This is a genomic window from Paracoccus sp. pheM1 (assembly GCF_018499825.1).
Lineage (GTDB): Bacteria > Pseudomonadota > Alphaproteobacteria > Rhodobacterales > Rhodobacteraceae > Paracoccus > Paracoccus versutus.
In genome coordinates this window covers 362,523-383,233 of sequence record NZ_JAGXCX010000003.1, presented here as the reverse complement: position 1 = coordinate 383,233, position 20,711 = coordinate 362,523, and the positions used below count along the sequence as shown (strand labels likewise).

Sequence of the window (20,711 nt, the reverse complement as noted above, 5' to 3'; positions counted from 1 at the left end):
TGGCGGCATTCGCCGGCCAGCGCAATGCGGGGGGCCGGGCCCTATCGCTGCAGCACGTAGCTGCCCGGCGCGTCGGCCAGCTGCGCACGGCCGGCCTTGCCCGCGCCCATGGCCGGCGGGGCCGTGCGCCCGGCCGAGGAATGCGCGGCCAGCCATTCGGTCCAGGCCTCCCACCAAGAACCCGGCCGCGCCTCGGCGGTCTCGGCCCAGGTGTCGGGGCTGGGGCAGCGCCCGCCGGCCTCGCGCAGCGCGATGCGATAGCGCCGGTGCGGCCGGCCCGGCTCGCTGACGATGCCGGCGTTGTGGCCGCCGCTGGTCAGCACGAAGGTCAGCTCGGTATTGCTGAGGTAATGGATCTTGAACACCGAGCGCCAGGGCGCGACATGGTCGCGCTCGGTACCGACGACGAACATCGGCACGCGGATGTTCTGGATCGCGGCCGGCCGCCCCTCGACCATGAAGCGCCCGGCGGCCAGTTCGTTCTCCAGGTAGAGCCGTTCGAGGTATTCGGCATGCATGCGATAGGGCATGCGCGTCGAATCGGCGTTCCAGGCCATCAGGTCGATCATCGGCTTGCGCTCGCCCATCAGGTAGTCATGCACCATGCGCGACCAGATCAGGTCGTTCGAGCGCAGCAACTGGAAGGCCCCGGCCATCTGGTCGGCAGAGAGGTAGCCGCGGTTCCACATCATGCTTTCCAAGAGGTTCACCTGGCTGTGGTCGATGAACAGCGCCAGTTCCCCCGGCTCGCTGAAATCGGTCTGCGCCGCCAGCAGGGTCAGGCTTGCCAGCCGGTCGTCGTCGCCATGCGCCATGTCGGCGGCGGCGATCGACAGCAGCGTGCCGCCCAGGCAGTAGCCGACGGCATGGACCTTGCGCTGGGGCAGGACGGCGCCGACCGCATCCAGCGCCGCCATCACCCCCAGCCGGCGGTAGTCGTCCAGCGTCAGGTCGCGGTCCTCGGCCTGCGGGTTGCGCCAGGAGATGCAGAAGACCGTATGGCCCTGCGCCACCAGGTGCCGGATCAGCGAGTTCTGCGGCGAAAGGTCCAGGATATAGTATTTCATGATCCAGGCCGGCACGATCAGGATCGGCTCGGCCATCACCGTCTCGGTGGCGGGGGCGTATTGGATCAGCTCGATCAGGTGGTTGCGGAAGACGACCTTGCCCGGCGTCACCGCCACGTCCTTGCCGACCACGAAATCCTCGGTCCCGACCGGGGGCTGGCCGGTGGCCTCGCGGATCACGTCCTCGGACCAGTTGCGCATCCCCTGCACCAGGTTCATGCCGCCGGTCTGCATGGTGCGGGCGATCACCTCGGGGTTGGTGAAGGGCAGGTTCGAGGGCGAGAACACGTCCAGCATCTGCCGCGCGGCGAAGGAGACGATGTCCTGGTGATGCGGGTTTACCCCCGGCACCTCATGCGTGGCATTGTGCCACCATTGCTGTTGCAGCAGGAACGCCTGCGCCCAGATGCTGAAGGGCGGCTTCTTCCAGCCCTCGGCGGCAAAGCGATAGTCGCCGGGCAGCGGGTCGATGCAGGCGGGCGCCTCGCGGTCCACGCAAAGCGCGGCCAGGTGGCACAACAGCCGCGCGGCCTTGCGGTTGGCCTTGTCGATCAGTTCCATCCGCTTGCCGGGCGCGGCGGCCAGGTGCATGGTCCAGTCCTGCAAGGCCAGCGTCAGCGCCGCCGGCGAGAGCCCGCCGGTGAACTGGGCCGTCATCGCCTCGCGCATGCGGTCGAAGGTGCGGAAGGCTTCGCGCCCCAGGGGCTCGGGGCAGGGCACGGGCGGCAGTTCGGCGGATACGGCGGCGGGCGTCGGCGCGCGGGTCGGGGTCTTCATGGGCATCTCCTCGGCGGACGCGGGGGCGCAGGGACCGGATGGCGACGGGGCGGGGCTGGGCCATTCCGGCCTGGCTGCGCAAGCATCTGGCCCACCCTTGCGAATATCAAGCCGCCGGGACGTTGATTCAAGTCAAGCCACGTGGGTTTTCCCGTCAGTCCCGCAGGCCCCGGCGCCGGGCCCAGAGCAGCCAGCCCGCCCAAAGCGCCGCCAGCGAGAACCAGGTCAGGGCATAGCCCAGGTGGCTGTTGCGAAAGCGGACCACGGTCAGCCCGCCGATGGGCTGCGCCCCGTCGCCGCGGGGATCGGCGTCGAGGAACCAGGGCGCGACCGCGCCAAGCCCCTGCGCCATGGCGATGGCCGCCGTGTCGCGGGAATACCAGCGCCCGGCCGCGGGATCGTTGCCGCGCAGGAAGGCGCCGCCCGGCTGGCTCATGCGCAAAAGGCCCGTCACCGCCACCTCGCCCTGGGGCAGGGGGCGGTCGTCGCGGGCGGCATCCGCCACGAAGCCGCGATTGACCAGCACGGTCCAGCCCTGGGGCGTTTGCAGCGGCGTCATCACCCAGAAGCCCGGTCCCCGCTCCGTCACCGCCTTGACCAGCGTGTCGCTGTCCGCGCGATAGCGGCCCGTCACCGTGACCCGGCGATATTCGGCATCGCGCGCCTCCAGCCCCGCCCATGCGGCGGGTCCGGGTGCGGGGACGGGGCTTTCCGCCAGCCGCGCCTCGACCCGCGCGATCAGGTCGGTCTTCCAGGCCAGCCGCTGCACTTGCCAGACCCCCAGCGCCACCAGCGCCAGGAACACCGCCAGCGCCCCGGCCGAGGCCGCCAGCCGGCGCAGGGTCACGAGCCGAAGCCCTGCGCCGGCTCATGGTCCATCTGCGGCATCATGTTGGTGTTCATGTGATACATGACCCAGAGCGATCCGGCCAGCAGGATGACGACCACCACCACGGTGAAGATGGTGGAGAGCATGGTCCAGCCCTCTTCCTGCTTGCCGTTCATGTGCAGGAAATAGACCATGTGGACCAGGATCTGCACCACGGCAAAGCCGATCACGGTGACGGCGGTCAGCGCCCGGCTTTCGAAGCCGCCGGCCATGACCAGGCCAAAGGGGATCGCGGTCAGGATCACCGACAGCAGGAAACCCTTGATATACGAGGAATAGCTGCCGTGGTCGTGGCCGTGGTCGTCGTGATGCGCGGCATGGGTGTGGTCGGCGGACATCAGATCATCCCCAGCAGATAGACGAAGGTAAAGACGCCGATCCAGATGACGTCGAGGAAATGCCAGAACATCGACAGGCAGACCATGCGGCGCTGGTTCGCCGGGATCAGCCCGGTGCGGGTGATCTGCACCATCAGCGTCACCAGCCATATCGAGCCGAAGGTGACGTGCAGCCCATGCGTGCCCACCAGCGTGAAGAAGGCCGACAGGAAGCCCGAGCGCTGCGGCCCGGCGCCGATATGGATCAGGTGGTGGAACTCGTAAAGCTCGATGGCCAGGAAGCACAGGCCGAAGAACAGCGTCACCGCCAGCCAGCGCAGCGTGCCCCGCTGGTCGCCCTTGCCCATGGCCAGCATGGCAAAGCCGAAGGTGATCGAGGACAGCAGCAGCATGGCGGTGTTGACGGCGACCAGCTCCAGGTCGAACAGGTCTTTCGGCCCCGGCCCGGCGGCGAAGCTGGTGCCCAGCACGCCATAGACCGCGAACAGCACCGCGAACATCAGGCAGTCGCTCATCAGGTAGACCCAGAAGCCCAGGCTGGTCGAGGCGCCCTCGGGGTGGTGATGGGGCTCAAGCTCCCAATGGCGGGCCATGGTGTCGGTCGTCGCGTGGCTCATCTCTCAAACCCCCTGCGCAAGCTGGCGCGTCCGGGCATCCTCGGTCGCCTCGATTTCCGAGACCGGGATGTAATAGTCGCGGTTGTAGTTGAAGGTATGGGCGATGCTCACGGCGACGATGCCCAGGAAGCTTGCCGCCGCCAGCCACCAGACATACCAGACCAGCGCCATGCCGCAGACCGTGGCCAGCGCGGCCAGGATCACGCCGGTGCCGGTGTTTTTCGGCATGTGGATCGGCATGTAGCCCCCGGTCGGGCGGGTGGCGCCCTGCTGCTTCATCTCCCACCAGCTGTCCAGCCCGTGCGAGATCGGGTTGAAGGCGAAGTTATAGGCCGGCGGCGGCGACGAGGTCGCCCATTCCAGCGTCCGCCCGTCCCAGGGATCGCCGCTGACATCGCGGTATTCCGGCCGGTCGCGGCGCAGGATCGAGATGCCGAACTGCACGAACATGGCCGCGATGCCGCAGGCGATCAGCACCGCGCCGAAGGCGGCGATGGCGAACCAGATCCGCAGGTCCGGGTCGTCGAAGACGCGCAGCCGCCGCGTGACGCCCATCAGGCCCAGGATGTAAAGCGGCATGAAGGCGGCCCAGAAGCCCACGACCCAGAACCAGAACGAGACCTTGCCCCAGAACACGTCCAGCTTGAAGCCGAAGGCCTTGGGCCACCAGAAGTTGATGGCCGCGAACAGGCCGAACAGCACGCCGCCGATGATGACATTGTGGAAATGCGCGATCAGGAACAGCGAGTTGTGCAGCACGAAGTCGGCCGGCGGCACCGCCAGCAGCACGCCCGTCATGCCGCCGATCACGAAGGTCAGCATGAAGGCGACCGTCCACATCATCGGCAGCTCATAGCGGATGCGGCCGCGATACATGGTGAACAGCCAGTTGAAGAGCTTGGCCCCGGTCGGGATCGAGATGATCATGGTGGTGATCCCGAAGAACGAGTTCACCGAGGCGCCCGAGCCCATGGTGAAGAAATGGTGCAGCCACACCAGATAGCTCAGCACCGTGATGCAGACCGTGGCGTAGACCATCGAGCTATAGCCGAACAGCCGCTTGCCCGAGAAGGTCGAGGTGACTTCCGAAAAGACCCCGAACAGCGGCAGGATCAGGATATAGACCTCGGGGTGGCCCCAGATCCAGATGAGGTTGATATACATCATCGGATTGCCGCCAAGGTCGTTGGTGAAGAAATTGGTGCCCACGTAGCGGTCCAGCGTCAGCAGGATCAGCGTCATGGTCAGCACCGGGAACGAGGCGACGATCAGGATGTTGGCGCAGAACGAGGTCCAGGTGAAGACCGGCATCCGCATCATGGTCATGCCCGGCGCCCGCATCTTCAGGATCGTCACCAGCAGGTTGATGCCCGACAGCGTGGTGCCGACGCCGGCGACCTGCAGGCCCCAGATGTAATAGTCCACCCCGACCCAGGGGCTGTAGCCGATGCCCGAAAGCGGCGGAAAGGCCAGCCAGCCGGTCTGCGCGAACTCGCCCAGGAACAGCGAGGCCATGGTGATGACCGCGCCCCCCACCGTCATCCAGAACGAGAAGTTGTTGAGGAACGGAAAGGACACGTCGCGCGCGCCGATCTGCAAGGGCACGACATAGTTCATCAGCCCGGTGATGAAGGGCATCGCCACGAAGAAGATCATGATGACGCCATGCGCCGTGAAGATCTGGTCGTAGTGATGCGCGTTCAGGTAGCCCTCGGAGCCGCCGAAGGCCCAGACCTGCTGCAGCCGCATCATGATCGCATCGGCAAAGCCGCGCACGAACATGATCAGCGCCAGCACGATATACATGATGCCGATCTTCTTGTGATCGACCGAGGTGAACCACTCGCGCCAGAGCCAGCCCCAGAGCCGGTATTTCGTCAGCGCCGCCAGGCCCGCGATGCCGCCCAGGGCGACGACGACGAAGGTGGCCCAGACGATCGGCTCCTTCGGGATCGCGTCCCAGTTCAGCCGGCCCAGAAGAAAGGTGGTCTCGTTGGAAAAGGTAGCCATGCTTTGCGTCCGATCAGAAGTTCTGCGCCCGGCCCTCGGCCGGGTCCAGCAGCGTGACGGCATTGTCGGGCGAGGGGGCGAAGGGCCCTTTCGGCGGCACCAGCGCATGGCCGCGCATCGGCGTCATGTCCACCGGCGCCCGCGCCAGTTCGGGCGATTTGCCGAACATCAGCGCCGAATCCTCGGGCGTGCAGAACGAGGCGACCTGGAAGGGCTCCCATCCCAGCACCGGCGCGCGGGTGCCGCGGCGCTGGTCCTTGTCATAGGTCAGCTGCGTCACGTTCATGGTGCCGGCCAGTCCCGTGCCGCCCTGCGCGTCCAGCGCCATCATCTCGGCCATGCAGATCTTGCCCGGCTCGACGCACATGTTGACGATGCGCTGGAACAGCTGCGGATCGATCTCGGCAAAGGACATCGGCGGCACGTTCTCGCTGGGCGCCTCCAGTTCCAGGTAGCGCGGGCGGTCCAGCGTGCCGCCGGCCGTGCGGGCCTTTTCGACCCAGGCGTCGAAGCCCGCCTCGTCGGTGGCATGCGCCTTGAAATGCATCCCCGAGAAGCCGTGCCCCGAGTAATGCGAGGCGATGCCCTTGTATTCGCCGGGATTGTTGAAGACGCCGTTCAGCTTGGTCTCCATCCCCGGCATGGCATAGATCATGCCGGCCATCGCGGGGATGTAGAAGGCGTTCATCACCGAGGTCGAGGTCAGCGTGAACTCGACCGGCTGGTCCACCGGCACGGCCAGTTCGTTGACCGAGGCGATGCCCTGCTCGGGATAGATGAACAGCCACTTCCAGTCCATCGCCACCACCTGGACCGGCAGGGGCCTGTGCGCCTCGGTCAGCGGCCGGTCGGCCGCGATGCGGTCCAGCGGGCGATAGGGGTCCAGCAGATGCGTGCCGACCCAGGTCAGCGCGCCCAGCGTGATGATGATCAGCAGCGGCGCGGCCCAGATCACGAATTCCAGCTTGGTCGAATGGTCCCAGTCCGGCCGATAGTCGGCGTCCTTGTTCCTTTCGCGGTAGCGGCGGGCAAAGACCACGGTCAGCACCATCACCGGCACGATGATCAGCAGCATCAGCAGCGTCGAGATCACCAGCAGGTCGCGCTGCCGCGCGGCCACGTCCCCGGCGGGCGCCAGCACCTCGGCCTTGCAGGCGGCAAGCGGAATCAGCAATGCAAGCCATGGCAGGCGGGCGAATTTTCGTATGCAGGTCATTGGACTACCCGATGTCGGTGAGCGACAGAGACGGACGGCTGAGTCGCGGGGCCGCGACATGGCACGGGGCGAATTACCTTGATCTAGGTCAAATCCGCCATGCGACGTTTTGTCCTATACAGTTCAGTTTTGGCTTGCGGCAGCTATGATGCCGGAAACGCCGCGGCGGGTTGGCCCGTGCCCGGCACGAATCTGCATCGCATCGGATTCCTCGACACATGAGCACGACCTCCTCCCCGCCCGCCGTGCAATCGGCCCCGTCCTCGCATGGTCGCCACCGGGTTTCGCCCTCGGATGTCGCTGTGGGCGTCATCATCGGGCGCACCTCGGAATTCTTCGATTTCTTCGTCTTCGCCATCGCCTCGGTGATCGTCTTTCCGCAGCGGATCTTTCCCTTCGCCGATCCGCTGACCGGGACGCTCCTGTCCTTTGCGCTGCTGGCGCTGGCCTTCGTCGCCCGGCCGCTGGGCAGCGCGCTGTTCATGAGCATCGACCGCCGCCACGGCCGCGTGACCAAGCTGACGGCGGCGCTGTTCCTGATGGGGACCGCGACCGTCGCCATGGGCCTGATCCCCAGCTACGAGAACGTCGGCGGCTGGGCCGTCGTCATCCTGGCCATGCTGCGCATCGCGCAGGGGCTGGCGCTGGGGGGCGCCTGGGACGGCATGCCCTCGCTGCTGGCGCTGACCGCGCCGCGCCACCGCCGCGGCTTCTACGCCATGGTGCCGCAGCTGGGCGCGCCCATCGGGCTGATCGTCGCCAGCCTGCTCTTCGCCTATCTGGCGGCGAACCTGACGGCGCAGGATTTCCTGGACTGGGGCTGGCGCTATCCGTTCTTCGTCGCCTTCTCGGTCAACGTGGTGGCGCTGTTCGCGCGGCTGCGCATCGTCGCGACCGAGGAATTCGCCGAGCTGTTCGAATCGCGCGAACTCCAGCCCACCCGCATCGGCAAGACCCTGCGCGAGGACGGCGGCGCGATCCTGATCGGCATCTTCGTGCCGCTGGCCAGCTTTGCCATGTTCCACATGGTCACGGTCTATCCGCTGTCCTGGATCTATCTCTATACCGACGAGACGCTGCTGAGCTTCCTGATCATCGAGGCGGTGGCGGCGACCGGCGGCATCCTGGCCATCCTGCTGTCGGGCTGGCTGGCCGACCGCTTCGGCCGGCGCAACCTGCTGCTGGTCGGCGCACTGCTGATCGGCGGCTTTGCCGCGCTGGCGCCCTTGCTGCTGTCCGGCGGCCAGACCGGCGAGCTGGTCTACATGATCGCCGGCTTCTTCATCCTCGGCCTCAGCTTCGGGCAAAGCTCGGGCGCGGTGGCGTCGCTGTTCGAGGCGCGCAACCGCTATACCGGCTCGGCCATCGTCTCGGACCTGGCCTGGATGTTCGGCGCGGGCCTTGCGCCGCTGACGGCGCTGCTGCTGTCGACCTGGCTTGGGCTGCCTGCCGCGGGGCTTTACCTGCTTTCGGGCGCGATCTGCTCGACCGTGGCCATCCTCTTGTCGGGCAAGCTGGAGTTCCGCGCCGTCGACCCCTGACTTCGACCCCTGACCTCGGCCCTTCCGCACCCCCACCCGCGGCAAGGATGTTGTGCAATCCCTGGGCTTAGGCTTATCAAGGTATTGCGAGCAGGAGGAACGCCGGAATGGCGCCCGTCGCAGCCCCGAAAAGGCTGCGCCGGGCGCGGTCGCAAGGTTGGGAGGGGGCAGAGAATCCATGCGCGATTCCTCTGATGCAGCGGCTTGGCGCGTATTCGCCGGGCTGCGGGGATGCTGGCCATGACGGCTGCCGAGCGCGCGCAGCGCCATGAGCAGCGCGAGATGGTGACGCTTGTCACCGCGCGGGTGCGCGACGCCATCCTGCGCAAGCCGCATTTCGTCGCGGCCGACACCGACCTGCTGACGCTGTGCCGCGAGTTGGCGGCGCGCGGCATCACCGATGCGCTGGTGCAGGACGGTGCGCGGCTGGGCATCTTCACCACCACGAACCTGGTGCAGGCGATCCTGCGCGAGACGCCGGCGGCGGCGCTGAAGGTGCGCGACTTCACCAGCTTCACCCCGTTTTCGGTCTCGATCGACGACGATCTCTTCGACGCGATGATGATGATGCTGCGCCACCGCATCCACCGCGTCCTGGTTCGCGAGGCGGACGAGGTGGTCGGCATCCTCAGCCAGCTGGACCTGATGGGCTTCCTGGCCAACCAGTCGCATCTGGTCTCGGCCGAGATCGCGCGGGCGACCAGCCCGGCCGAACTGGCCCGGCCCGCCGCCCAGGTCGAGGCGCTGATCCGGGTGCTGAACGAGGACGGCGTGCGCATCGAGGTCATCGCCGGGCTGGTCGGCGGGCTGAACCGGCAGATCTTTCGCCGGCTGTGGCAGATGCTGGCGCCGCAGGCGCTGCGCGAGAACAGCTGCCTGATCGTCATGGGCAGCGAGGGGCGGTCCGAGCAGATCATCCGCACCGACCAGGACAACGCCCTGATCCTGCGCGACGATTTCAGCTTCGACGGGCTTGACCGGGTCACGCAGGCCTTCACCGAGGCGCTGATCTCCTTCGGCTATCCGCCCTGTCCCGGCGGCATCATGCTGAGCCGGCCGCTGTGGTGCCAAAGCGTGCAGGCCTTTGGCGACACCATCCGCGACTGGGTCCATGGCGGCGACCCCGAGGGACCGATGAACCTGGCGATCTTCCTGGATGCCGCGGCGGTGGCGGGGGACGAAGGGCTGCTGGCCGCGGTGCAGGACCGGCTGCGGCGCATCCTGACCGGCAGCGACAGCTTCCACGCCCGCTTCGCCGCCGCGATCCGGCAGTTCGACAGCGGGGCCGAGGGCGGCTGGTGGCGCCGCCTGCCGGGGATGCGCGGGCCCGAGGCGGCCGAGATCGACCTCAAGAAGCTGGGCATCTTCCCGGTCGTGCATGGCACCCGCGCGCTGGCGCTGGAATATGGCGTCGCCGCCACCGGCACCCGCGCCCGCTTGCAGGCGCTGGCCGGGGCGGGGCGCATCGACGCCGGGCTGGCCCGCGACCTGGCCGACGCGCTGCATTGCATGATGGCGCTGAAGCTGGACGGCAACCTGGCGCAGATCGCCCGCGGCCAGCCGCCCGACAACAGCATCCGCCCCGCCGACCTGGGCCGGCTGGACCGGCAGGCCCTGCGCGATTCGCTGAACATCGTGCGCGATTTCAAGCAATGGCTGGGCCAGCATTACCGGCTGGACCTGCTATGAGGCGGCGCGACGGTCCCCGCCCCGAGGTGCTGCTGGCGCTGTGCGGCGCCGGCTTCCTGCTGCTGAACTTTCCGCTGTTGCTGATCTGGGACCAGCCGCTGACGGTGCTTGGCCTGCCGCTTCTGCCGGTGGCGCTGTTCGTGATCTGGGCCGGGCTGATCGCCGCCCTGGCCTGGGTCAGCGCGCCGCGCGCCGGGCGGGGCGCCAAGGAGCCGCCGGACGCCGGGGAGAGGGACGGATGATCCAGCCCGCCCTGGTCCTTGCGGTTTCCTTTGGCTACCTGCTGTTGCTGGTGGCGGTGGCGGCGCATGGCGACCGCCGCGCCGGCCAGGGGCGTTCGCTGATCGACAACAGCCTGGTCTATGCGCTGTCCTGGGGGGTCTATTGCTCGGCCTGGACCTATTTCGGCAGCGTCGGCCGCGCCGCCTCGGGCGGGGTGTGGTTCCTGCCGATCTACCTGGGCCCCATGCTGGCCATGCTGCTGGCCTGGGTGGTGCTGCGCAAGATGGTGCGCATCGCCCGCAGCTACCGCATCACCTCGATCGCGGATTTCATCGCCAGCCGCTATGGCAAGAGCCCGCTGCTGGCGGCGCTGGTGACGCTGATCACCGTGGTCGGCATCCTGCCCTATATCGCCTTGCAGCTGAAGGCGGTCTCGGCCGGCTACGAGGCGCTGACCGGCGGTCCCGGCCCGGCCGATGCGGCCTGGTGGCGCGACGGCACGCTTTACATGGCGCTGTCCCTGGCCGGCTTCGCCGTGGTCTTCGGCACCCGCCACCTGGACCTGTCCGAGCGGCACGAGGGCATGGTCGCCGCCATCGCCTTCGAATCCGCGGTCAAGCTTGCGGCCTTCCTGGCGGTGGGCGTCTTCGTCACCTACGGGCTTTTCGGCGGCATGGGCGACATCTGGGCGCGGGCGCAGGCCCAGCCCGACATCGCCGCGCTGTTGCAGCTGGGCGGCCAGGGGTTCCAGGGCTTCCAGGGCGCGCAATGGTTCACGCTGACGCTGCTGTCGATGCTGTCGGTGCTGCTGCTGCCGCGCCAGTTCCAGATGATGGTGGTGGAATGCGTGAACGAACGCCATATCCTGCCCGCCTCGTGGCAGTTCCCGGCCTATCTGCTGCTGATCAACATCTTCGTGCTGCCCATCGCCATCGGCGGGATGCTGATCTTTGGCGACGGCGGGGCGGGGGCGGAAAGCTATGTGCTGACGCTGCCCCTGTCGCAGGGTGCGGAATGGCTGGCGCTGCTGGCCTATCTGGGCGGGCTTTCGGCGGCGACCGGCATGATCATCGTCGAGACGGTCGCCGTCTCGACCATGGTCTGCAACGACCTGGTGATGCCCGCGCTGCTGAGCCGCGGCCGCTTTGCCCGCACCGGCGGCGACCTGACGCAGCTTTTGCTGAACATCCGCCGGGCCGCGATCCTGCTGGTGCTGCTGCTGGGCTATCTGTATTTCCGCGTCGCGGGCGAGGCTTATGCGCTGGTCTCGATCGGGCTGATCAGCTTTGCCGCGGTGGCGCAATTCGCCCCGGCGCTTCTGGGCGGCATGTATTGGCGCGGCGCGACGCGGGGGGGCGCGCTTGGCGGGCTGATCGGCGGCTCGCTGGTCTGGGCCTATACGCTCATGCTGCCGTCGCTGGCGCGCTCGGGCTGGATTCCGGGCGGGTTCCTGGACGGCCCCTTCGGCCTGGCCTTCCTGGCGCCGCAGCGGCTGTTCGGGCTGACGGGCTTTGACGAGCTGACGCATTCGCTGTTCTGGAGCCTCTTGGTCAACGTCTCGCTTTACGTCGGCCTGTCGCTTGCCGGCCGCGCCTCGGCGCGCGAGGCCAGCCAGGCGCTGCTGTTCGTCGAGGTGTTCCAGCGCGGAGAGGCGCAGCCGGTCTTCTGGCGCGGCCGGGCGCGGCCCGAGGATCTGCGCCGGCTGGCCGGCCGCTTCCTGGGCGCCGCGCGGGCCGAGGCGCTGTTTCGCGACCACGCGCGCGAGACCGGCACCGCGCTGGACAGCCTGACCGCCGATGCCCGGCTGGTGGACCGGGTCGAGCGCCAGATCGCCGGCGCCATCGGCACCGCCTCGGCCCGCGTCATGGTCGAATCGGTGGCGCAAGAGGAACCGCTGAGCCTGGGCGACGTGCTGGAGATCATCGACGAGGCGTCGCAGGTGCGCACCTATGCCCGCGAGCTGGAAGAGGCGACGGTCGAGCTGCGCGCCGCCAATGAAAAGCTGAAGAGCCTGGACCAGCTCAAGGACGACTTCATGTCCTCGGTCACGCATGAATTGCGCACGCCCCTGACCTCGATCCGGGCGCTGACCGAGCTGATGCTGGACACGCCCGACATCCAGCCGGCCGAGCGCGAGGAGTTCCTGGCCATCATCCTGTCGGAAAGCGAAAGGCTGAGCCGGCTGGTCAACCAGGTGCTGGACCTGGCCAAGATCGAATCCGGCATGGCCGAATGGCACAATACCGACGTGGACATGAAGGCGCTGATCGTCGCCGCGCTGCGTTCCACCGCCGAGCTGTTCCGCGAACGCGGGGCCGAGGTGGTGCTGGACCTGCCCGAGCAGGTGCCGATGGTGCTGGCTGATCCCGACCGGCTGACGCAGGTGCTGGTCAACCTTTTGTCGAATGCAGCGAAATTCGTCCCCGAGCACCGCGGCCGGGTCGAGGTCGCCCTGCGCCAGCAGGGCGACGAGCTGGTGGTCACGGTGCGCGACAACGGCCCCGGCGTCGCGCCCGAGGACCAGGCCGCCGTCTTCGACAAGTTCCGCCAGGGCGGCGAGGCCGGCAACCGCCCGCCCGGCACCGGGCTCGGGCTTCCGATCAGCCGGCAGATCGTGGTTAATCTGGGCGGCAGGATGTGGCTGGACAGCCAGCCGGGGCAGGGGGCGTGCTTTGCCTTCAGCCTGCCGCTTTCGCAGCAAGGGAGGGTCCGATGACGGATAGGGTGCTGATCGCGGATGACGAGCCGAATATCGTCGTGTCGCTGTCCTTCATGCTGAAACGCGAGGGTTACGAGGTGCTGGTCGCCCCCGACGGCACGCAGGCGCTGGCGATGATCCGGGGCGAGCGGCCGCGGCTGGTGCTGCTGGACGCGGCCATGCCGGGGCTGAGCGGCTTCGAGGTCTGCGAGGCGGTGCGCGCCGATCCCGACCTGTCGGGCATCCGCATCCTGATGCTGACCGCCAAGGGCCGCGACACCGACATCGCCCGCGGCATGGGGGCGGGGGCGGATGCCTATGTGACGAAACCCTTCTCGACCCGCGAGCTGATCGTCCGCATCCGCGAGATGCTGGCATGAAGCCCGTGCCGCGCCGCCTTCTGCTTGCCGTCGCGCCGGGGCTGGCGCTGGCGCTTTGGGCGCTGCTGGGCGCGGGGCTGTTCCATGCCTCGCTGCCCCTGGGGCTGCGCGGCGGGCTGGCCGCCGCCCTGGCCCCGGCGCTGCAGGCCAGCGGCGCGATCCTGTTCGGCTGGTGGCTGGCCGGCGCGGCGCTGGCGGGCTGGGCGGCGGCGCGGCTTCATGCCCGCCATGCCGAGGCGCCGGCGCGGCTGGCCGATGCGGCGCGGCTCTTGGCCGACAATGCCGATGCGCCGCGGCTGGAGGCGGCCGGCGCCCCCGCCCTGGCCGCGCTGGCCGATGCGGTGAACCGGCTGGCCGACCAGCGCCAGACCCTGCGGACCGACATGGCCCGGCTGGTGGCCGAGGCGCAGCAGAAGGTGGCGCAGGAACGCGACCAGCTGGGCGCGCTGATGGCCGAGTTGCGCCAAAGCGTCGTGGTCTGCAACCTCGACGGCCGCATCCTGCTGTACAACGACCATGCGCGCGGCCTGTTCCACCGCGTCTCGGGCGGGCAGCTTGCCGGCGGGGCCGAGGCGATCGGGCTGGGCCGCTCGATCCATGCCGTCATCGACCGCGCCCTGATCGACCATGCGCGCGAGACGGTGGACCGCCATATCGCGCGCGGCGAGGCGGCGGTTTCGGCGCAATTCGTCACCACCACGCCCACCGGCAGCCTTCTGCATGTCGTGCTGGCGCCGGTGCGGCCGCAGGCGGGGGCGATCAGCGGCTATGTGCTGCTGCTTGACGACATCACCCAGGATTATGCCGCCCAGTCCCGCCGCGACCGCCGCCTGACCGAGCTGACCGAGGCCAGCCGCGCCTCGCTGGCCAATATGCAGGCGGCGCTGGACATGCTGGACTATCCCGACCTGGAACCGGCCGAGCGCGACGGCTTCCACGCCATCGTCCGCGACGAGGTGGCGGCCATGGGCCAGCGGCTGGCGGCGATGACCGCCGATGCCTCGCAAGAGATCCTGACCCGCTGGCCCCTGCAGGAGATGCTGGGCGACGACCTTCTGGCGGCGGCGGCGCAGCATGTGCTGGCGCAGACCGGCCGGGTGGCCAAGGTGGAAAGCGCCGACGGCGGCCTGTGGCTGCGGCTGGACAGCTTCTCGCTGATCCAGGCGCTTGGCGCGCTGGCGGGGCAGCTGGCCGGGCCGCAGGGCATGCCGCCGCTGACCCTGCGGCTGACGCCCGCCGCCACGCCGGGCTGGGCGCATCTGGACCTGGTCTGGCCGCTCGACGCGGCCTCGGGCGCGCATGGCATCGCCGACGCCAACGCCCGCGACATCGCCGAGCGGCATGGCGGCGAATTGTGGCTGGAGCAGGACCGCCCGGCGGGCCTGTCGTTTTTCCGCTTCCTGCTGCCCACCGCCTCGGCCGGGCCCGAGGCCGAGGCGCTGGAGCCGCGGCCGGAGTTCTATGATTTCGACCTGTTCGCGGCCAGCGATTCCAGCCGCTCGCTGGACGACCAGCCGCTGGAGCGGCTGAGCTATACCGTCTTCGACACCGAGACGACCGGCCTGAACCCGGCGCAGGGCGACGAGATCATCCAGATCGGCGCGCTGCGCATCCTGAACGGCAAGATGCTGCGCGGCGAGCGTTTCGACCAGCTGGTCGATCCGGGGCGCGAGATCCCGCCCGAATCCATCCCCTACCACGGCATCCGCCCCGAGATGGTTCAGGGCCAGCCCCGCATCGCCGCGGTGCTGCCGGCATTCCACAGCTATGCCTCGGACACGGTGCTGGTCGGCCATAACGTCGCCTTCGACATGCGCTTTTTGCAGATGAAAGAGGCGGCGACCGGGCTGCGCTTCGACCAGCCGGTGCTGGACACGCTGCTGCTGGCCAGCATCGCCCAGCCGCACGAGCCCTCGCATTCGCTCGAGGCCATCGCGGCGCGGCTGGGGGTCGAGATCACCCAGCGCCACAACGCGCTGAGCGATGCGCTGGTGACGGCCGAGGTGTTCCTGCGCCTGCTGCCGCTGCTGAAGGCGCGGGGCATCGTCACCCTGGGTCAGGCGCGCGAGGCGGCCGAGCATTCCTATTACGCCCGGCTGCGGTATTAGCGGGCTGCTGAAAAAGTCCTTGCGACAGGACAGCGCGGGCGGGGAACCGGAAAATCCGCCTCAAACTTGCCGAAAACACCCCATTTTCGGGCCGATATCAGCTGGCTCCAGAACGATTTCCGCTGCGTCGCCCTCTCAAAATCCTTTTTCAGCAGCCTGTTAGCGGGCAGGGCCGGTGGCGGCCCTGCCGATGGCGCGCGTGGGATTACAGCGCCCCCAGGTTCCACAGCAGCGTCTCGCCCGAACTGTCGTCCACGCCGTCATTGTCGGTCACGACCCAGGCATCGCCTTGTGCGTCGAAGGCCAGCCCCTCGACCTTGTCCACCACATAGCCGTTGGTCAGCGCGCGCAGGTCCGGGATCAGGTCGCGCACCTCTTCCTTGGCGACGACCGGCAGATCGCCGCCCAGCGGGGCCGGCTGCAAATCGGCCAGCGCCACGCGGAAGATCTTCTTCACCGTCGCCTTGTCGCCGATCAGGTTGTCGCGCTCGATGACATAGGCATGCTCGCCCTTTACCGCGATTTCCGACAGGCCCATCCAGCCCTCGCCCTTCGGTTCCAGCGGATAGCGCACCGCGCCCCATTCCCCGGCGTCGAGGTCATAGGCCAGGAGCTTGACCTGCCCCTGCGGATCGTCGCCCCATTCCCGCTGCATCGCGACCCACAGCACGTTGCCCAGCTTGGCGATGCCTTCCGCGCCGAAGCGGGTCTGGTGCGCCAGCAGTTCGGCGGGCAGGGCGATTTCCCTGGTGATCTCGCCCGCCTCGTTCACATGCAGGATGGCATGGGGCACCAGCTTGGCCGCATCCCCCTCGTTCGCCAGCCAGAAGCCGCCCTCGCCATCCGAGGTCAGCCCCTCGATGTCGAGCTTCTGCGCCGGATCGCCGCCGCGGGTGACAATGGTCTGCCCGACGATCCGCGCCGGTTTCGCGCCGGTGTCGATCTCGTAGATCGAGGGCATGGCCGAATAGACGCTGTCCGAGGCGGCGAACAGCCGGTCCGCCCGCCCAGGGGCCGGGGCCAGCGCGCCAAGCGCACCCCAGCCGATCAACCCGTCCGACCCGGCCGAGGTCAGCATCGGATAGGCCGGTTCCGCATCCGCGCGCTCGAAGATCATCACATGCGCCCGTGCGGCGCCATCCTCGCCCAGGTCGGCCTCGTTGGCGGTGACGAACAGGTTGCGCGCGGGAATGGCGACCGCGCCTTCGGGCGAGATGCCCGAGGGCAGGATCTGCATCAGCTTCGGCGCCGCGGGGTCGGTCAGGTCATAGACCGCCACGACCGAGGCGCGTTCGGACAGCACGAACAGATAGGGCGTCTCGCCGAAGCGGGCGAACTCGACGCTTTCGATCTCCACCCCCTTGGATTTCGAGCGTTTTTCCGGGTAGTGGCCGATCTCGGCGATGGCATGTTCCAGCGTGGCGCCGGATTCGTAAACCACCGTGCCGTCCTTGTTCCAGATGGTGAAGCCGCGCGAGCCGCCCTTCCAGTCCCCTTCGTTGGCGGTGACGAAATGGTCGGCGTCGATCCATTTCACCCCGTCGGGCTCGCGCGGGATCGGGCCGGTCTTGCCGGTAAAGTCCAGCCGGCCGTCGGTCCTGGTATCGACATTCTCCAGCGCGACCGCGCCGGCCGGGAAATGCGCGGCCAGCGTGCCGTCGGCGCCGATGACGGCGATGTGGTTGTTTTCCTGAAGCGTGACGACGATCTCGCCCGCCTCGTTGATGTCCACGAATTCGGGTTCGGGGTCTTCGGGGGCGATCTCGGCCAGGCCGGCCAGGTCGATCCGCAGCATTGCCGCGCAATCGGGCGCGCCGTCGCGGACCGGCAGCCTGACCAGGAACCCGGCGGGCATCTGCGGCAGGCCGCCGTCGCCCGCGTCCTCGTCGCGCTCGTTCTCGATCGCCACGGCCAGGAAGCTGCCGTCCGGCGCCACCGCCACCGAATCCGGCTGGCCGCCCAGGTCGCAGGAGGCGACCTCGGCCGCGCCTTGCAGGTCGATCACGGCCAGCCGCCCCGAGGGGTTGGCATGGTTTTCCGAGGTGTTCACGCCGACGAAGGCCCGCGTGCCGATGATATGGGCGGTCGTCGGCTCGCCATTCAGCGCGACATTGCCCAGCGGCTTCGGCGCCTTGGGGTCGCTGATGTCGATCAGCCCGACCACGCCCAGCGGGCTGTCGGTATAGATCAGCGTCATCCCGTCGGGCGAGGCCGAGATGATCTCGGCCGAGGAAGGGCGCCCCCTGTCCTCGTCCCCGGCCATGTTGGCGACGACCGGGAACGAGGCGATGCGGTTGAAGCTGTCGGAAAGCGCGGGGCCGGCAAGAAGCGCAAGCATCGAGGCGGCGGAAAGCAGGCGGGCGGTCATGGCAACTCCTGAGATGCGGATCGCGCGGACGCTAGGACCGGCATGCAACGGTCCGGTTACGGATGGCGGACAGTTTCATGTCATTCCGGGCATTTGCCGCGCGGATGCGCGAGGCGGCCGCCCGAACAGGGAAAAGCCCCGCTCCGGGGTCGGAGCGGGGCTGGCCCTGGGCCGGGGTCGAATGGTTTGGAAACGCCGGTGATGCAGGAAAAAGGGGTAACAGGGGCTTCGTTGACGTCGAACTGTGCCGTGGCATCATCGTCGGGCCGGCCGTGTGTGCGCCGGCGCACAATCGCGCCAGAAAATCGCCGCGCCGGCGTTCAGCCGGCCTCGGCCCGGTTTTCTGCCAGCACGCAAAGCAGTTCGAACAGCACCGTCGCGCCGGTCAGCGCGGTGATGCCGCCGATGTCGAAGGGCGGCGAGACCTCGACCACGTCGGCGCCGACGATATGCAGCCCGGCCAGGCCGCGCAGCATCGCCTGCGCCTCGCGCGTGGTGAAGCCGCCGATCTCGGGCGTGCCGGTGCCCGGCGCCATCGAGGGGTCGATGCCGTCGATGTCGAAGGTGACATAGGCCGGCGCATCCCCCATCAGGGTGCGGACCTCGGCCATCACCGCGTCCGGGCCGCGGCGGGCGAATTCCTCGATGGTGATGATGCGCACGCCCTGGTCCTTGGCCCATTGATGTTCGTCGGGGGCATAGACCGAGCCGCGGATGCCGATCTGCACCATGCGCCGGGGGTCCAGCACGCCCTCTTCTATGGCGCGGCGAAAGGGCGTGCCGTGGGTATAGGGGTTGTCGCCGAAATAGCGGTCGGCGGTATCGGAATGGGCGTCGAACTGCACCAGCCCCAGGGGGCCGCGGGCGGGGTCGGCCTTGCGGATCGCGCGCAGCACCGGCAGCGTGGTCAGGTGGTCGCCGCCGACGCTCAGCGGCAGGGCGCCCTGGGCGCAGATCCGGGCGATGCCCTCTTCGATCTGGCGCAGCGCTGCGGCGGGGTCGATGGGCTGGACCGCCAGGTCGCCCACATCGGCCACGGCCAGCCGCTCATAGGGGGCGATGCCGGTCACGGGATGGACGCGGCGGATCAGGCTGGACTGGTTGCGCACCTCGCGCGGGCCGTGGCGGGCGCCGGCGCGGTTGGTGGTGCCGCCGTCCCAGGGAATGCCCAGCAGCGCGACGTCGAGCCCCTCGGCGCTGGCGACGGCCGGCAGGCGCATGAAGGTCGCATGCCCGGCAAAGCGCGGGATCAGGGCGGCGTCGACGGGTTCGTGCAGGGGTTTGGGCATGGTGGCTCCGATGGTTGGATGGCGGGGTCGGGCGCATGATGCGGCGGGCCGGCGGGGTTTGGCAAACCGGATCGCTGCCGGAAGGCCCTTGCCCCCCGCGTCAAGGCTGGTGCAACCTGGGGCCCTGCGACCTTGGGTCGGCAGGTGCTTCGAAACGGCCCTTGCCCGTTTGCGCCCACGCGACCCGACGATCCCAGGCCGGGATCGCGGCCGCGCGTCCTTGGCAGCGGAGTCATGCCCATGAAACACCGGGTCGTCGTCATTGGTGCCGGCTTTGCCGGGCTGCAGGTGGTGCTGGGGCTGAAGGGCGCGGGTTGCGCCATCACCCTGATCGACCGGCGCAACCATCACCTGTTCCAGCCGCTGCTCTACCAGGTGGCGACGACGCTGCTGGCGACCTCGGACATCGCCTGGCCGATCCGCGCGCTGATGCGCGAGCGAAAGGACGTGACCACGCTGCTGGCCACGGTGGAAGGCATCGACCGGGCCGCACGCGAGGTCGTCCTGAAGAATGGCGAGCGCGTGCCCTATGACACGCTGGTCGTCGCCACCGGCGCCCGCCACGCCTATTTCGGCAAGGACCAGTGGGAAGCCGATGCGCCGGGGCTCAAGACGCTGGAGGACGCGACCACGATCCGCCGCCGCCTGCTGCTGGCCTTCGAGCGCGCCGAGCTGACCGGGGATCCGGCCGAGCGGCAGGCGCTGCTGACCTTTGCCGTGATCGGCGCCGGCCCGACCGGGGTCGAGCTGGTCGGCATCATCGCCGAGCTGGCGCATCGCATCCTGCCGGCCGAGTTCCGCCGCATCGACACCCGGCAGGCCCGCATCCTGCTGATCGAGGCCGGACCGCGCATCCTCCCCGCCTTCAGCGACAGGCTCTCGGCCTATGCGACGCGCGCGCTTAAGCGGCGCGGCGTCGAGGTGATGACGGGCGCACCCGTCACCGAATGCTCGGACAGCGGGATCGTGCTGGACGGCCGCTTCATCCCGGCCCGCACGGTGATCTGGGCGGCGGGGGTGCAGGCCTCGCGCGCCCATGACTGGCTGGGGGCCGAGGCGGACCGCGCCGGCCGCGTCGTGGTGACGCCCGAACTGACCCTGCCCGGCGACCCCGCGATCTTCGTCCTGGGCGATACGGCGCATGTCGAATCCGGCGGCCGCGCGGTGCCGGGTGTCGCGCCGGCGGCCAAGCAGCAGGGCAAGCACGCGGCCCGGACCATCCGCGCAAGGCTTGCGGGCAAGCCGCCGCCGGGTGCCTTCCGCTATCGCGACATGGGCAACCTGGCGACCATCGGGCGCAACGCGGCGGTGATCGAGTTCGGCCGCTTCAAGATGACCGGCTGGTTCGCCTGGTGGGTCTGGGGCATCGCCCATATCTATTTCCTGATCGGCACCCGCTCGCGGCTGTTCGTGGCGCTGAGCTGGCTGTGGGCGTTCCTGTCCCGGCAGAACTCGGCCCGGCTGATCACCCAGCGCGAGGCCGGGCACCGCTAGGCGCGGCC

The 20,711-nt window shown here is 68.8% G+C and carries 15 protein-coding genes; 7 read left to right on the top strand and 8 right to left on the bottom strand.

Going from position 1 to position 20,711, the window contains the following annotated elements; translation table 11 throughout:
• Positions 1-41: 41 nt before the first annotated feature.
• The 6 genes from KF941_RS24570 to cyoA all read right to left on the bottom strand — a co-directional run bounded on the left by KF941_RS24570 (position 42) and on the right by cyoA (position 6,914).
• Entirely contained in the window at positions 42-1,844 is a 1,803-nt protein-coding gene (locus tag KF941_RS24570) for an alpha/beta fold hydrolase (protein WP_214274858.1), read from the bottom strand.
• Positions 1,845-1,998: 154 nt separating this feature from the next.
• On the bottom strand, positions 1,999-2,691 hold the full coding sequence (locus KF941_RS24565; RefSeq protein WP_214274857.1) for an SURF1 family protein: 693 nt from the start codon (positions 2,689-2,691) through the stop codon (positions 1,999-2,001).
• Positions 2,688-3,071, bottom strand: a complete 384-nt coding sequence (cyoD, locus tag KF941_RS24560) for a cytochrome o ubiquinol oxidase subunit IV (RefSeq protein WP_214274856.1) — start codon at positions 3,069-3,071, stop codon at positions 2,688-2,690. The genes KF941_RS24565 and cyoD overlap by 4 nt, the downstream gene beginning before the upstream one ends.
• Entirely contained in the window at positions 3,071-3,688 is a 618-nt protein-coding gene (gene cyoC, locus KF941_RS24555) for a cytochrome o ubiquinol oxidase subunit III (RefSeq protein ID WP_114535390.1), read from the bottom strand. The genes cyoD and cyoC overlap by 1 nt, the downstream gene beginning before the upstream one ends.
• Positions 3,689-3,691: 3 nt before the next feature.
• The gene (cyoB, locus tag KF941_RS24550; protein WP_214274855.1) at positions 3,692-5,698 is read right to left on the bottom strand and encodes a cytochrome o ubiquinol oxidase subunit I; all 2,007 of its coding nucleotides are present in this window, start codon (positions 5,696-5,698) and stop codon (positions 3,692-3,694) included.
• A 13-nt stretch (positions 5,699-5,711) separates the two neighbouring features.
• The gene (cyoA, locus tag KF941_RS24545) at positions 5,712-6,914 is read right to left on the bottom strand and encodes a ubiquinol oxidase subunit II (RefSeq protein ID WP_214274854.1); all 1,203 of its coding nucleotides are present in this window, start codon (positions 6,912-6,914) and stop codon (positions 5,712-5,714) included.
• A gap of 218 nt (positions 6,915-7,132) precedes the next feature.
• On the opposite strand from cyoA, the gene KF941_RS24540 reads away from it, so the two are divergent.
• From KF941_RS24540 to KF941_RS24515, 6 genes are all read left to right on the top strand, one after another.
• A complete protein-coding gene (locus tag KF941_RS24540) occupies positions 7,133-8,455 on the top strand; it encodes an MFS transporter (protein WP_114535391.1) in 1,323 nt (440 codons plus the stop codon).
• 240 nt (positions 8,456-8,695) lie between these two features.
• Entirely contained in the window at positions 8,696-10,144 is a 1,449-nt protein-coding gene (locus KF941_RS24535) for a putative nucleotidyltransferase substrate binding domain-containing protein (RefSeq protein WP_240540615.1), read from the top strand.
• On the top strand, positions 10,141-10,386 hold the full coding sequence (locus KF941_RS24530) for a hypothetical protein (protein WP_140847548.1): 246 nt from the start codon (positions 10,141-10,143) through the stop codon (positions 10,384-10,386). The genes KF941_RS24535 and KF941_RS24530 overlap by 4 nt, the downstream gene beginning before the upstream one ends.
• Positions 10,383-13,082, top strand: coding sequence for an ATP-binding protein (locus KF941_RS24525; protein ID WP_036757413.1), 2,700 nt, complete (start codon positions 10,383-10,385; stop codon positions 13,080-13,082). Before KF941_RS24530 ends, KF941_RS24525 begins: the two co-directional genes overlap by 4 nt.
• Positions 13,079-13,444, top strand: coding sequence for a response regulator (locus KF941_RS24520; protein ID WP_036757416.1), 366 nt, complete (start codon positions 13,079-13,081; stop codon positions 13,442-13,444). The genes KF941_RS24525 and KF941_RS24520 overlap by 4 nt, the downstream gene beginning before the upstream one ends.
• A complete protein-coding gene (locus KF941_RS24515) occupies positions 13,441-15,552 on the top strand; it encodes an exonuclease domain-containing protein (protein ID WP_214274853.1) in 2,112 nt (703 codons plus the stop codon). The genes KF941_RS24520 and KF941_RS24515 overlap by 4 nt, the downstream gene beginning before the upstream one ends.
• A gap of 205 nt (positions 15,553-15,757) precedes the next feature.
• Here KF941_RS24515 and KF941_RS24510 read toward each other — a convergent pair whose 3' ends face one another.
• Both KF941_RS24510 and speB read right to left on the bottom strand, forming a co-directional pair.
• Entirely contained in the window at positions 15,758-17,920 is a 2,163-nt protein-coding gene (locus KF941_RS24510; RefSeq protein ID WP_214274852.1) for an esterase-like activity of phytase family protein, read from the bottom strand.
• Positions 17,921-18,240: 320 nt separating this feature from the next.
• On the bottom strand, positions 18,241-19,209 hold the full coding sequence (speB, locus tag KF941_RS24505) for an agmatinase (protein ID WP_214274851.1): 969 nt from the start codon (positions 19,207-19,209) through the stop codon (positions 18,241-18,243).
• Between the two features lie 240 nt (positions 19,210-19,449).
• On the opposite strand from speB, the gene KF941_RS24500 reads away from it, so the two are divergent.
• Positions 19,450-20,703 (top strand): NAD(P)/FAD-dependent oxidoreductase, encoded by a 1,254-nt coding sequence (locus tag KF941_RS24500; protein WP_214274850.1) that lies wholly within the window; start codon positions 19,450-19,452, stop codon positions 20,701-20,703.
• Positions 20,704-20,711 lie beyond the last annotated feature (8 nt).

Excerpts from the sequence above, each read along its gene's own strand:
- KF941_RS24570 (WP_214274858.1), bottom strand. The coding sequence starts at position 1,844 with ATGAAGACCCCGACCCGCGCGCCGACGCCCGCCGCCGTATCCGCCGAA.
- cyoB (WP_214274855.1), bottom strand. The coding sequence starts at position 5,698 with ATGGCTACCTTTTCCAACGAGACCACCTTTCTTCTGGGCCGGCTGAAC.
- KF941_RS24515 (WP_214274853.1), top strand. The coding sequence starts at position 13,441 with ATGAAGCCCGTGCCGCGCCGCCTTCTGCTTGCCGTCGCGCCGGGGCTG.
- KF941_RS24530 (WP_140847548.1), top strand. The coding sequence starts at position 10,141 with ATGAGGCGGCGCGACGGTCCCCGCCCCGAGGTGCTGCTGGCGCTGTGC.
- cyoD (WP_214274856.1), bottom strand. The coding sequence starts at position 3,071 with ATGTCCGCCGACCACACCCATGCCGCGCATCACGACGACCACGGCCAC.
- KF941_RS24500 (WP_214274850.1), top strand. The coding sequence starts at position 19,450 with ATGAAACACCGGGTCGTCGTCATTGGTGCCGGCTTTGCCGGGCTGCAG.
- KF941_RS24520 (WP_036757416.1), top strand. The coding sequence starts at position 13,079 with ATGACGGATAGGGTGCTGATCGCGGATGACGAGCCGAATATCGTCGTG.
- KF941_RS24535 (WP_240540615.1), top strand. The coding sequence starts at position 8,696 with ATGACGGCTGCCGAGCGCGCGCAGCGCCATGAGCAGCGCGAGATGGTG.
- KF941_RS24525 (WP_036757413.1), top strand. The coding sequence starts at position 10,383 with ATGATCCAGCCCGCCCTGGTCCTTGCGGTTTCCTTTGGCTACCTGCTG.
- KF941_RS24510 (WP_214274852.1), bottom strand. The coding sequence starts at position 17,920 with ATGACCGCCCGCCTGCTTTCCGCCGCCTCGATGCTTGCGCTTCTTGCC.
- speB (WP_214274851.1), bottom strand. The coding sequence starts at position 19,209 with ATGCCCAAACCCCTGCACGAACCCGTCGACGCCGCCCTGATCCCGCGC.
- KF941_RS24540 (WP_114535391.1), top strand. The coding sequence starts at position 7,133 with ATGAGCACGACCTCCTCCCCGCCCGCCGTGCAATCGGCCCCGTCCTCG.
- cyoA (WP_214274854.1), bottom strand. The coding sequence starts at position 6,914 with ATGACCTGCATACGAAAATTCGCCCGCCTGCCATGGCTTGCATTGCTG.
- cyoC (WP_114535390.1), bottom strand. The coding sequence starts at position 3,688 with ATGAGCCACGCGACGACCGACACCATGGCCCGCCATTGGGAGCTTGAG.